Raw genomic sequence first — 13,276 nt, 5'->3', positions numbered from 1 at the left:
TCCTTATTATTTTAAAATTTTATTTTTTAATAAAGGCAACCCCCATTTATTAGCAGAATTACATATTTTATGTATGTTTTTTTTATCTAGTTTTGAAATAATTTTTTTTATATATAAATCGTTTTTTTCACCATAATATTGAGGGTTTCCATTCCATGTATTTAAAAGAATATTTTTACTATTATTCGAACTTGTTTTATAATCAAAAAAACTTTTTTTTTCTTTTTTTAAATTAATAGTAGCTTCTTTTTGAAGCCATAAAAAACCTGATTTTATTAAAAAGATAGGTTTTTGGTTTCCTTTTATATATCCTTTTATGTATTTTAACAAATAATTTCTGGCTTTTTTTTTTTCTAATATAGGAAACATCCAAGAGGTGTTTTTTATTCCAAAAATACAACTTATTTTTTTTGGTTTCATATAAATGCAATAAATTAAATGTTTTAACCAAAAAGATAATCCATCTATAATATTTATTATTTTTGGTTTCCAAGCTATTAAATTATTATTTTCCGTTTCATTAATTGTACAATTATATAGTTTAAAATTTTTAATTTTTAGTTCAAATATAGTTTTTTTTTTGTTTGGATTTAATAAACTCACTTTTTTATATAAAGGGTATAGTTCTTGTACGTATTTTTCCCAGTAGTATTTTGCACATTTTTTGTTTGGTAATAAACCTGAAAGTTGATAATTTTTAAATAGTTGTTTTATATTTTTTTTATAAATTAAATATTTTAAAATGTTCTTTTTAATTAAATATGAATTAATAAAATTAATTTCAAATGGTTCGTTGTTAAGATCGCTTCTATAATTTTTAGAAAAGTATATATTTAGACGGTGGTTAAATAAAAATTTGATTGGATGTTTCCAAAAACTCATAAATTTTTTGAAATTAATTGATTTAATTTCTAATTTTGATAATTTTATTTTTTTTGTATTATTTTTTTCTTTATATAATTTCTTTATCCAAAGATTGTTATTTATTTGAGAATTTTTCAAATTTATATTTTCTTTTTCTAGAAAAGGATTTATTGAATACTTAAAGGATATTTTTTTTATAATATTTTTATTTTTTTTATTTGTTATTTTTTTTTTAATATAAAAACTTTTTTGTAAATATTTTTGTAGTTCTTTTATCATAAAAGAACAATTATCAAAATCTTTTTTATTTTCTTGTATTGAATAACTAATTAGTAAATATTTTTTTGCATTGAGAATTATTTTTAAAAAATTATAAAGATCTTTTTTTTGTGTATTTAAATCTCCTTTTTTTGGATAAGTTTTGATTAAATCAAAATATTCTGTATCAATTTCCATAGGATTATTATCTTTATTCATTCCTAAAAGATAAATTACATCAGAAGTAATATTTTCTATTGAATTTAAATTACAAAAATTTACTTTACCTTCAAATAAATTAGATTGATGATTTTTATATGTTTTTTTTAGTAAGAATATTTTTATTAATATTTCTAAGGAAATTTTCTTGTCATAATTTGCGTTTAATGCATTATCAATTATTAATTTCCATTTTTTATTCATAAAAAGAAATATTTTTTTTTCTTTATATCTTTTTGGTAAAAAATCGTTCATAAATTCTTCAAAGGTAAGATACCAATTTTCAATTTTTTTTTTTTGGGATATTGTTTTTTTCCACTTTTCGATAAGACTTAAAAATATTTTTATTTGAATTATTTCTTTATAAATATTTTTTTTAATTTTTTCATATGATAGGGTAGAATTCCAAATTACGTTTTTATTCATAGAATAGCCTAATAAAATTCTATTAATTCCAAATTTCCAATTGTTATATTTAATATCGATATTAAATTCTTTTTTTAAATTTTTTTTGTTTATTCCAAATTTAATCCCTAGTTCTTGAATGCATTTTTTTAGTTCAAATATATTTTTTGTATCAATTGAAAATTTTTCAGATATTAACGGAATTTCTAATAATGAAAAAAATTCTTCATAAGTGATTTTTTTTCTTTTTAAGTTTAAGATACTTTTTATTATTTTTAATATCTCTTTTTCTTTGGGGTTAAAATAGTTAGATATTGTAAATGGAATTTGATTAGTTTGGTTAAAAACCCCATGTATATATGGAATATATATTTTTATGTTTTTAGCTACAACAAGAATATTATTAAAATTTATTTTTTTATTTTTTTTTAATATTTTTAATAAATTAAAGTGTAAAGTTTCTATTTCTTGTTGTATTGAATAACAAATGTGAATACTGATTGAATCATCAGTTGAATTTAAAGAAATTTTCTCATTATTATTTTTTTTTTTAAAATTAGATTCTTTTAATATTTTATTTTGTACTTTTTGTAAAAATTTATTTTTATTTTCTTTTTCTAAATTATAAAAATATTCTTTTTTTTTAATTTTTAGTAAATATTCAATATGATCGATTCCATTTTTTCCGAAATTCAAAACGAAAGGTTTTTCATATTTATTTTTTTTTATTTTTGAAAAATTTTTGTTAGATATATAAAATGGGCTGTTAACAAACATGTAGATATCATAAAATTTACTAAATTTATATAATGTATTAATATAAGTATTAGAAATGTTAATTGTATCGAAAACAAATATTCTTTTATATTCTATTCTTTCTTTTATTTTTTTTTTGTTTTTTAATATTAAATTTTCTAAATTTAAATAATTTAGAATTGTATTATTTTTTTTATTAAAAGAACCAACTATTTTTCTCCAAATTTTTTTTTGCCATTTTTGTATTGGAATAGAATTAATATCATTTATTTTTAATAAAAGATTGTTGTTCCATGATTCTATTAAATCAGGACGATAAATATCATATTTATGAAATAGTTTATATAATTTATATGAAAGTTCTAAGATTTTTTCTTCATTTTTTTTTTCTTTTTTATATCTTGAAAGACTATCAATATTTTTTAATTTCATTATTTTCCAAAAAAATATTTTTTTGTTTGAAAAATATTGATGTGAAGCATTAGGGTTTATTTTGATAAATATTTTTTTTATAAAATTATTAATAGATAAAAAATTAATATTTGCACATATTCCTGAAAAATAAGATATAGAAATTTTGATCCATTTTTCTATTTCTTGATGTTCTACTAAAAAAATCTCTTTTTCTAAAGGATTTTTAAGAGGTTTATTTTTTATTATTTCTAGAGATTTTTTTAGTAAATTTTTTGAATTGTTGGATTGATATATAAATAACATTTTTTAAATTTCCTTTTTTTTAAAAGAATTAAAAATTGTTTTTAGTACTTTGTATGAGAGATTTGTAAATTGATAATTGATTTTAAAAAAATAAATAGTTTAATGAATTATTATTTCATATCAATTTGAATTTTTGGATAGGGAATACTAATTAGATTTTTGTCTAGTTGTTTTTTAATTTTTGACATTAAATCCCAATAAACAATATTTAAATCATCTGTATCACTCCAACATCTAACAATAAATTTTAGAGAAAATGGAGTTAGTTCACTAAGACCTATTACGATTCCTAAATCTTGTATAACTCTTTCTTCGGATTCTATCGTATCCCTTAATATTTTTATAACTAAATCTATATCTGAATCGTATCCTACATTAATAATAAATTCGTTTCTTCTAAAACGCTCTCTAGAATAATTAATTATATTTCTAGAAATAATCTTTCCATTGGGTATTTCTACTATTTTCCCATCTAATGTTCGAAGAGTAGTATAAAAAATATGTGTATTGATTATAGTTCCTGCAATACTTCCTAAATCTACGTATTCTCCGATTTTAAAAGGTTTTAAAGTTACTAATAATATTCCTGCTGAAAGATTTGATAAAGAACCTTGAACAGATAATCCAATTATCATTCCTGTAATTCCTATAATAGCAAGAATAAATGTTATGTCTATTCCTATTTTTCCTAAAGATGAGACAATTGAAAATATAATAATAATATATTTTGTTATTGTTGTAAAAAGTATTGTTATGTTAGAATCTACATTTTTAATATTGAAAAATCCATCTATTCCTTTGGAAATTATTTTTGCTATAATAATTCCTAATATTGATTCGAAAATTGTAGAACTAAAATTTATTAAATAACATAACATCAATTCTTGTTTTAGAACAAACCAATATCCAAAATTGGAAATGTCATTAATTATACTAATTTCTTTCATTTTTATTTCTCTATCGTAATATTTCATTTTTACTAAAAAAATAATATTTTTATAAATTGAAATATTCATACGATTTAATTTTCAATTAATTTTTTAGAAAAGTATAATAAAAAAAAATATTTTTTATTTTTATATTTATTTTTATTAACATATAGGATTATAAATGGAGGAACTATTTTTAGAATAAATTTTGAATAAATAAAAAATATTTAATATTTATAGAGAATTTTAATTTTAGGATAGACGCTGTTTTTTTTAATAAAGAATATAAATTTAATATTTGTTAGTAATAAAAAACGGAGAACATATAAATAATAATATTCCCCGTGGTTATCCTTCCTTTAATTATTTTTTTTGTTTAGAATATTACAGGCATTAAGAGTATAAAAAGCTTTTTTTAAACGGAATAACATTGAATACTGAGATGATCTAATCCATGACCTAGGATCGTAATATTTTTTGTTAGGAAGGTCCAAACCAATTGGATTTCCCAATTGACTTTGTAAAAATTTTTTATTTTTTTTATAAAATTTTAAAACTCCTTCCCATGTAGCCCATTGCATATCAGTATCTAGATTCATTTTTACTATCCCATAATGAATTGATTTTTTAATCTCTTGATTAGAAGACCCAGAACCTCCATGAAATACAAAATTTAATGGTTTTAATGATGATAAATGATGCTTATTTTTAACTAAATTTTGAGATTTTTTTAAAATTATTGGAGTTAACTGTACGTTACCTACTTTATACACTCCGTGTACGTTTCCGAATGATGCAGCAATAGTAAAATTTGAACTAATTGATTTTAATTTTTCATATGCATAATTTACTTCTTCTGGTTTTGTATATAAAGATTCAATGTTTAAAGAAGAATTATCTACTCCATCTTCTTCTCCTCCTGTACAACCTAATTCTACTTCAAGCATCATGTTTATTTTTTTCATTTTTAAAAAATATTTCATACATATATGTATATTTTTTTTTATTTTTTCTTTAGATAAATCAATCATATGAGAAGTAAATAGAGGTTTTCCTGTTTCTTTAAAAAATAGTTTTCCTTTTTTTAATAATCCATCAATCCATGGTAATATTTCTTTATGACAGTGATCAGTATGTAAAATAACTGGAACTTGATAATATTTTGCTAATAAATGTACGTGTTGTGCTCCAGATATAGACCCTAAAATAGCGAGATCTGTTTCTTTATTTTTTTTATTTTTTTTTAGTCCTTTACCAGCAATAAAAATAGAGCCTCCATAAGAAAATTGAATAACTACTGGAGATCTCATCATAGATGCTGTTTCTAAAACAGTGTTTATAGAATCATTTCCTATACAGTTAACAGCTGGCAAAGCAAATTGATGTTTTTTGGCAAACTTAAACAGATTAGATGCTTCTATCCCAGATAAAACTCCAGGTTTAATAAAATCAATAATTCGAGACATTTTTTTTCCTGTTGTTAACTTAAATTCAACTATGACGTTGTATAAAAAATAATTTATTATTCAGTTTTCTTATGTTTTTTATAAGATTTTTTTTTTAGTATTTCAATGACAGGTAGTTTTTTTCCTTCTATAAATTTTAGAAAAGCACCTCCTCCAGTAGAAATGTATGAAATTTTTTTTTCTATGTTAAACATATCGATTACAGATAGTGTATCTCCTCCTCCAGCAATAGAAAAAGATTTTGAATTTGCGATAGTTTTAGCTAAAATTTCTGTTCCAATTCTAAATTTAGGAAATTCAAACACTCCTATTGGACCATTCCATAAAATGGTATTTGCTTTTTGTATTATTTTTTTCATTTTTATAATTGTTTTTTCCCCAAAATCCATGATTTCTTCATTTTCCTTAATATTATTAACATCTGTTATTCTAGACGGAGCATTTTTTTTAAATTCAGTTGCAACATGAGAATCTATTGGAATTGTTATATTAAAATCATTTTTCATTTTTTTTGCAGATTGAACGAATTTTTTTTCAAACAAAGATTTTCCTACATTATTTTTAATTGCTATAAATGTATTAGCTATTCCGCCTCCTACAATAATATTATCAGTAATTTTTCCTAAAGCATTTAAAACATTAAATTTAGTCGATATTTTTGACCCCCCAATTATAGCAATCATTGGTCTTTTTGGTTTTTTTAAAATGTTTGTTAAAGCGTTTATTTCTTTTATCAATAAAATACCAGCACATGATTTTTTTGAAAATTTTATAACATTATATGTAGATGAATGTTTTCTATGAACCACTCCAAATGCATCCATAACAAATAAATCACAAAGATTTGCATATTTTTTTGCTAGTTCTTCGTTATTACTTTTTTCTCCAACGTTAAATCTAACATTTTCTAAAACAGTTAATTTTGCATCGAAATTTATTTTTTCTGTTAGATATGATTTGCAAAAATTTACTTTAATTTTTGGAAAAATTTTTTTAAAATATAAATATATTGGATACAAAGAAAATTTTTTTTCAAAAACACCTTCTTTAGGACGTCCTAAATGAGACATAATTATGATTTTGGTTTTTTTTTTCAATGCAAATTTTATAGTAGGTAAAGATGCAATAATTCTAGAATATGAAGATATTTTATTATTCTTCATAGGAACGTTTAAATCACATCTAATTAATATTTTTTTTTCATTAAGTTCCATATCATTTATTTTTTTCATTTTTTTCCTGAATTATTTTTCTTCGAATTTTAATTTTTAGATTGATACTAACATTATTTATATAAAAATTAAAAATTAAGTTTTAAAAAAGTAAAAAAAATTAAAAAAGCAGTATAATTTAATTAAATTTTTGTATTAAAGTATTTATTTTTTATATTATTTGATAATTAATTTAATTAAAAAAATTAACTTTTAAACCAATTGTGTATTCCTTCTAAAAACATTTGAGTTGATAACATAATTAAAATTAAACCCATTAGTCTTTCTAATGCATCAACTCCTTTTTTTCCAAATAAATGTAAAAAAAAACTAGAAGAAAGTAGTATTAATAATGTAACAAACCAAGCTATGAAAAGAGAAATTGTTAAATAAAATAATTGAAATGGATACTGATGAGATAATAAGATAAGAGTAGCCAATAGTGAGGGTCCAGCAACCAAGGGAACTGCTAATGGTACTAAGAATGGTTCATCAAAGTTAATCGATGTATTATCAGTATTTTCTTCATATGGAAAAATCATTTTAATCGCTATTAAAAATAAAATTATTCCACCTGATATGGATACTGTTTCTGTTCTTAAATTTAGTATAGTTAGTATTTTTTCTCCAGAAAACAGAAACATTAACATAATAAGAAAAGCAATTATCATTTCTCTTAATAATAAAATTTTTCTTCTATTTGGTTCGAAATTTTTTAAAATTGACATAAAAATTGGTAAATTTCCCAACGGATCCATAATTAGTACTAGTAATATGGTAGTAGAGATCATATTTTTCATGGTTTAACCCTGATGACTATTATGTTATTTTCTAGATTTGGAATTCTTGATTAATTTCTTATGAGATAAATAAATATTTGTTTTTTTAGTTTTTATAATTAATTATTATAATACATATGTATATATAATATATAGTAATAAATATTTGAATAATGAATATTAGTTTTAAAATTTTTTCTATTAAAGAAAATTATTTTTCATTTTTTTATTGATTTTTTTTTTATTAATTAATTAATATTTAATTAAATAATTACAAATATTTTTTACTAAAAATGTTTAATAAGTTTCTTTTAAATTTTATAAATATAATTTTTTTATTAAATTAGAGAATTTAAAAATGAAAAAAAAAATAGTAGGAATAGTGGGTTGGAGAGGAATGGTTGGGTCTGTATTAATATCAAGAATGATTCAAGAAAATGATTTTAATTATTTTAAATCAATTTTTTTTTCAACTTCTCAATTTGGGACAGATGCTCCTTTAGTTAAAAATTTATATTTAAACAAGTTACAAAATGCTTATGATATTGATTCGTTAATGGATTTAGATATTATTATTACTTGTCAGGGGTCAAATTATACTAATTTTATTTATCCTCAACTTATTAAAAAAAAATGGAATGGATATTGGATTGATGCAGCATCTTTATTAAGAACAAATGAAGATTCAGTTATTGTTTTAGACCCAGTTAATAAAAATGTAATTGATATGTCTTTAGAAAAAGGACTTAAAACTTTTATTGGAGGAAATTGTACTGTTAGTTTGATGCTAATGGCTTTAGGAGGGTTATTTAAAGAAAAATTAATTGAATGGATTTCAGTTTCTACCTATCAAGCAGCATCAGGAGCTGGATCTAAACATATGTTAGAGTTGTTGTCTCAAATGGGTTATTTATACGATTCCGTAAGGAATAAATTAAAAAATAAAAATTGTTCTATTTTAGACATAGAACGTTTAATTGCTAATTCTAGTAATGAAGAAAATTTTCCTAAAAATAATTTCAAAGTTCCACTAGCTTCTAATTTAATACCCTGGATAGATATAGAATTAAGAAAAAAAGGTCAAAGTAAAGAAGAATGGAAGGGTCAATTTGAAACTAATAAAATTTTAGGAATAAATAAAAATAGAATTATTAAAATTGATGGGATTTGTGTTCGTATTGGTTCGTTTCGTTGTCATAGTCAGTTTTTTACAATTAAGTTAAATAAAAATATTTTTTTATCAGATATTGAAAATATTTTAAGTAATCATAATTCTTGGGTTAAAATTATTTCGAATAACCGGGATGAAACAATCAAAAAATTAACTCCTTGTTCAGTTACTGGAAGCTTAGATATTCCAATTGGAAGAATTAGGAAAATGAATATTGGTTCAAAATATTTATCTGCATTTAGTGTAGGAGATCAATTATTATGGGGGGCTGCTGAACCTTTAAGAAGAATTTTAAGAATAATACTTTTATCATAGAATTATTTATTTTATTTTTTATTTTTTATTAAATATGTATATGGAATTTTATCTATTTTTTTTTTTAATAGTTTATGTTTCATAAAATGACAAAATATTGGAATTTCATATTTTGTACTAATATCATCTGCAATTACTAGAAGTATTTTTTTTCTTTTCATTTTTTTTAGTGTTTTTCTAATGATTAGAATTGGATCAGGACATTTCATTCCTATGATATTTAAAACTTTAATATATTTTTTTTTTTTATTTTTTGGGGTTTTCATTTTTATTTTTTAAGTATTTTTTTATCAAAAGATATTTATAATTTTTGTTGCATATTTATTTTTTTTAAATAAAAAAATTATTTAAAATAATTTAGAATTATAAAAAAGATAATGATAAGATTTTAAAATCCAACCAAATTAGATCTTTTTTATTTTTTTTATAGTTTATTTCTATTTTTGTAAGTTTTCTAATTATTTTATAATATTTTTCACTATTAATTGTTATTCGTGTTCTTGTACAGAAGAAAGATGTTTCTTTGTTTTTTGGATTACGATTTTCAATCATGTTTAATAAACATTTTTGAAATATTCGTAGCAATATTATTGGTTGATAATTATTTTTTTCAAATTTATTTAAAATTCTAATTGATTTTTTATTATTGTTTAATAAAACTGATAAAGACCATTGATAAGCGTTGAATATTCCTTCATCATTTATTAAAGATGATATAATTTTATTATTAATGATTGTATTTGGATAAATTAAATGTAGTATTTTAATTGTATTGGATAAAAAAAATATATTTCCTTCGTAAAGTTTTATTAGAAGTTTACTGGTTTCTTTTTCGATTTTTAATTTGCATTCTTTTATTTTATTTTCGAACCATTTTTTAAAAAATATATCACTAGATTCGCAAATTATGATTAATCCATTTAAATTAGAGTAATTTATTTTTTTTTGTATTTTTTTAAAACATTTACTGTTTTCAAAGTGAATTATTAAAAGATTTTTTTTTTTTAAAGTTATATAAAGTAGATTATTAATTAAATTTATTTCTTTTTTGTTTATTGTATTACTTGAAATATGTATTATAAATATTTTTTTTGAAATAAAAATATCATTTGTTGAATACAAATAAAACAATTTTTTCCAGCTATTTGTATTTTTTATATTAATTTCTATTTTTTTAATTGTTTTTTCATCTATTTTACATATTTTTTGTATAGATTCTTGAACTAATGTTGTTTCATTTCCTTGAATAATATAAAAATTAAATATATTTTTTTTTAATTTTTTTAAAATGTTATGAGGATAAGTAACAATCATCATTGTATAATTTTTTTCTATTTTTTTTAATAATAACATATATTTTTTTTAAATTACAAAATTTAAAAGTTTATTTTTTATATAAATAATTTTTTTAATTTTTTTTTCTTTTAAGTATTTTTTTATATTTTTAGATTTTTTTGCTATATTTATTATTTCTTCTTCAGAAATATTTTTTTTTAATTTAATCTTTTCTCTTATTTTACTATTTATTTGTATTACTATTATTATTTTTAAATTAATTATTTTTTTTGTTTTTAGGCAGTTATTTTTTGGCCATGAAGCATAGTCAATATTATATTTTCCTGTTAACGATTTCCATAATACAAAACAAACGTGTGGAATAAAAGGATACATCATCTTAATTATTGATAATAATATTTTGTAAAACGTAGATTTATCTTTTTCGTTTTCTATATTATATTTGGATAATTCATTGACTAATTTCATTATTTTAGAAATAGCTGTATTAAATGATTTTCTTTTTTCGATATCGTTAGTAACTTGTTTTATGGTTGAATTTACCTTTTGTTTTATTTCTTCTTGAAAATCATTATTTTTTATCTTTTTAGTAGTGAAATTAATATGATTATTTTCATTATTTTTGTATTTTTGAACAATTTTCCATAATTTTTTTATAAATCGGTATGAACCTATTACACCAGATTCATTCCATTCTAGAGAAGCTTCTACTGGAGCGGAAAACATAATAAATAATCTAATTGTATCAGCTCCGTATTTTTCTATCATAGTTTTTGGGTCAATTCCATTTTTTTTTGATTTTGACATTTTTGTCATTCCAGCATTGATTATCTTTTGACCATTATTAAGAAAATAATTTTTAGTTTTTTCTTTTTTGTTTTTTTTAACTAAAATTAATTCTTTTGGTAACCATTTTATAGTTCCATCTTTTTTTTTATAATAGAAGGAATTAGATAATACCATTCCTTGACATAGTAAATTTTTCACAGGTTCATCAGAATTTACTAATCCTATATCTCTTAATAATTTATGAAAGAATCTCAAATAAATTAAGTGCATTGTTGCATGTTCAATTCCTCCAATATATTGATCTATTGGAAGCCAATATTTTGCTGCTTGTAAATCAAATATACCTTTTTTAAATTTTGGGGAAGTATATCTAGCATAATACCAAGAGGATTCTATAAAAGTATCGAAAGTATCTTTTTCTATTTTTACTTTTTCTCCTTCAATTAAAATTTTTCTGTTTTTTTCTAAAAAAAATATATTTTTTTTGTTTTCTTTATTTTTATTATTTATTTTAGGCAGTATAATAGGTAAATATTTTTCGGGTACAGAAAGAATTTTACCATTTTTATTTGTATACATAGGTATAGGAGTACCCCAATATCTTTGTCTTGAAACCCCCCAATCTTTTATTTTAAAAATATATTTTTTTTTAGCTATTTTTTTTTTTATTAATTCTTGAAATATTTTTTCATAACTTTTTTCTGAAGATAGACCGTTAAATTTTTTAGAATTAAATAATTCACCTTTTTTTAAAACAATAGAATTATTTTTATTTTTATTGTTTTTTATTACTTGAATAATTGGAATATTATTTTTTATTGCAAAATTCCATTCTTTTAAATTATGAGCTGGTGTACAAATAAAGGCGTTGATTTTTTTATTTTTATTTTCTTTTATAAAATTAACAATCCATATTGGAATTTTTTTCTTTGTAAATGGATGAATAGCTAATTCTTCTGTTTTTATTCCATAGTTATCAATATTAACATTATTAGTTTCTTTTTTTTTTGTTTTTTTTAAAAACAAAAAAAAATTTACATTTTTTTTATTTTCATTTTTTAATTTTGTTGCTATCCAATGATTTTTAGAAACAGCTATATAAGTAGCTCCCATAATAGTATCTAATCTTTTTGTATAAACTTTAATTTTTTTATTTTTATTTAATAAAGGAATAGAAATTTCAATAATTTCTTTTTTTCCAATCCAATTTTTTTGCATTTTTTTTACTTCTTTAGGCCATTTTTTTAACAACGATAAGTCATTTAACAATTGTTCTGCATATTTTGTAATTTTAAGAAACCATTGATAAATTTTTTTTTTTTGAACTAAAGTATTGCATCTCCAACATTTATTATCTATAACTTGTTCGTTAGCTAATACAGTTTTGTCGTTTGGACACCAATTTACAATTGATTTTTTTTTATATGTTAGTTTCTTTTTATATAAAATAGTAAATAACCATTGTTCCCATTTATAATATTCTGGTTTTGAAGTATTTATTTCTCTAGACCAATCATAGCTATAACCCAATTGGGTTAGTTGTTCTTTCATATATTCAATGTTTTTTTTTGTCCATTCTTCTGGATGTATTTTATTTTCAATTGCAGCAATTTCTGCAGGTAATCCAAATGCGTCCCAACCCATTGGGTGTAGCACATTTTTTCCTAGCATTCGTTGATATCTAGCAATAACATCTCCTATTGTGTAATTTCTAACATGTCCCATATGTAATTTTCCAGATGGATATGGTAACATTACTAAACAGTAAAATTTTTTTTTGTTTTTATCTTCAGTAGTTTTAAAAATATTATTTTTTTTCCAATAATTTTGAACAAATTTTTCTATTTTTTTTGGTTTATAAGATTCTTTTATAAAGTTCATTTTTTCCTTATTTTTTTTAAATTTTTATAAATTTTTAAAAAATATATGTATATATTTAAAAATTTAAAAATAAAAAAAATTTTTTTTAATAATATAAAAATATTTTTTTAAAATAATTTTATTAGTTATTTGCATAATAGAATTAGAAAAATTTTGATAAATTATAATTTTAATATTTCTCTTAAATAGTTCTTTATTTTTTTTAAAAATCGTATTTTTG

9 protein-coding genes are annotated in these 13,276 nt (G+C 20.3%); 1 reads left to right on the top strand and 8 read right to left on the bottom strand.

Annotated elements, in window-relative coordinates; genetic code table 11:
• Window positions 1-6 precede the first annotated feature (6 nt).
• The 5 genes from AB4W66_RS01885 to AB4W66_RS01865 form a co-directional block, all read right to left on the bottom strand.
• Window positions 7-3,219 carry an exodeoxyribonuclease V subunit gamma gene (locus AB4W66_RS01885; RefSeq protein WP_367674757.1) on the bottom strand — a complete coding sequence of 1,071 codons (3,213 nt, stop codon included), beginning with the start codon at window positions 3,217-3,219 and terminating at the stop codon, window positions 7-9.
• Between the two features lie 110 nt (window positions 3,220-3,329).
• Window positions 3,330-4,235, bottom strand: coding sequence for a mechanosensitive ion channel domain-containing protein (locus tag AB4W66_RS01880; protein WP_367674756.1), 906 nt, complete (start codon window positions 4,233-4,235; stop codon window positions 3,330-3,332).
• A gap of 272 nt (window positions 4,236-4,507) precedes the next feature.
• The gene (fbaA, locus tag AB4W66_RS01875) at window positions 4,508-5,614 is read right to left on the bottom strand and encodes a class II fructose-bisphosphate aldolase (protein ID WP_367674755.1); all 1,107 of its coding nucleotides are present in this window, start codon (window positions 5,612-5,614) and stop codon (window positions 4,508-4,510) included.
• A gap of 56 nt (window positions 5,615-5,670) precedes the next feature.
• On the bottom strand, window positions 5,671-6,846 hold the full coding sequence (locus AB4W66_RS01870) for a phosphoglycerate kinase (RefSeq protein WP_367674754.1): 1,176 nt from the start codon (window positions 6,844-6,846) through the stop codon (window positions 5,671-5,673).
• Between the two features lie 185 nt (window positions 6,847-7,031).
• On the bottom strand, window positions 7,032-7,625 hold the full coding sequence (locus tag AB4W66_RS01865) for a YhgN family NAAT transporter (protein ID WP_367674753.1): 594 nt from the start codon (window positions 7,623-7,625) through the stop codon (window positions 7,032-7,034).
• A gap of 337 nt (window positions 7,626-7,962) precedes the next feature.
• On the opposite strand from AB4W66_RS01865, the gene asd reads away from it, so the two are divergent.
• A complete protein-coding gene (gene asd, locus AB4W66_RS01860; RefSeq protein ID WP_367674752.1) occupies window positions 7,963-9,090 on the top strand; it encodes an aspartate-semialdehyde dehydrogenase in 1,128 nt (375 codons plus the stop codon).
• Between the two features lie 11 nt (window positions 9,091-9,101).
• On the opposite strand, the gene tusA is transcribed toward asd, so the two are convergent.
• The 3 genes from tusA to leuS all read right to left on the bottom strand — a co-directional run bounded on the left by tusA (window position 9,102) and on the right by leuS (window position 13,056).
• Window positions 9,102-9,356, bottom strand: a complete 255-nt coding sequence (gene tusA, locus AB4W66_RS01855) for a sulfurtransferase TusA (RefSeq protein WP_367674751.1) — start codon at window positions 9,354-9,356, stop codon at window positions 9,102-9,104.
• Between the two features lie 97 nt (window positions 9,357-9,453).
• On the bottom strand, window positions 9,454-10,443 hold the full coding sequence (locus AB4W66_RS01850; protein WP_367674750.1) for a hypothetical protein: 990 nt from the start codon (window positions 10,441-10,443) through the stop codon (window positions 9,454-9,456).
• 9 nt (window positions 10,444-10,452) lie between these two features.
• A complete protein-coding gene (gene leuS, locus AB4W66_RS01845) occupies window positions 10,453-13,056 on the bottom strand; it encodes a leucine--tRNA ligase (protein WP_367674749.1) in 2,604 nt (867 codons plus the stop codon).
• Window positions 13,057-13,276: the final 220 nt, after the last annotated feature.

The sequence above is a fragment of the Buchnera aphidicola (Tetraneura ulmi) genome, from assembly GCF_964058925.1.
GTDB lineage: Bacteria > Pseudomonadota > Gammaproteobacteria > Enterobacterales > Enterobacteriaceae > Buchnera_D > Buchnera_D aphidicola_B.
The sequence above is the reverse complement of the archived record's forward strand: the minus strand, read 5'-3'. Positions and strand labels throughout refer to the sequence as shown.

Bases quoted from the DNA above. Each gene is read 5' to 3' on its own strand.
- fbaA (WP_367674755.1), bottom strand. From the start codon at position 5,614: ATGTCTCGAATTATTGATTTTATTAAACCTGGAGTTTTATCTGGGATA.
- AB4W66_RS01850 (WP_367674750.1), bottom strand. From the start codon at position 10,443: ATGTTATTATTAAAAAAAATAGAAAAAAATTATACAATGATGATTGTT.
- AB4W66_RS01880 (WP_367674756.1), bottom strand. From the start codon at position 4,235: ATGAATATTTCAATTTATAAAAATATTATTTTTTTAGTAAAAATGAAA.
- AB4W66_RS01865 (WP_367674753.1), bottom strand. From the start codon at position 7,625: ATGAAAAATATGATCTCTACTACCATATTACTAGTACTAATTATGGAT.
- tusA (WP_367674751.1), bottom strand. From the start codon at position 9,356: ATGAAAACCCCAAAAAATAAAAAAAAAAAATATATTAAAGTTTTAAAT.
- AB4W66_RS01870 (WP_367674754.1), bottom strand. From the start codon at position 6,846: ATGAAAAAAATAAATGATATGGAACTTAATGAAAAAAAAATATTAATT.
- AB4W66_RS01885 (WP_367674757.1), bottom strand. From the start codon at position 3,219: ATGTTATTTATATATCAATCCAACAATTCAAAAAATTTACTAAAAAAA.
- leuS (WP_367674749.1), bottom strand. From the start codon at position 13,056: ATGAACTTTATAAAAGAATCTTATAAACCAAAAAAAATAGAAAAATTT.
- asd (WP_367674752.1), top strand. From the start codon at position 7,963: ATGAAAAAAAAAATAGTAGGAATAGTGGGTTGGAGAGGAATGGTTGGG.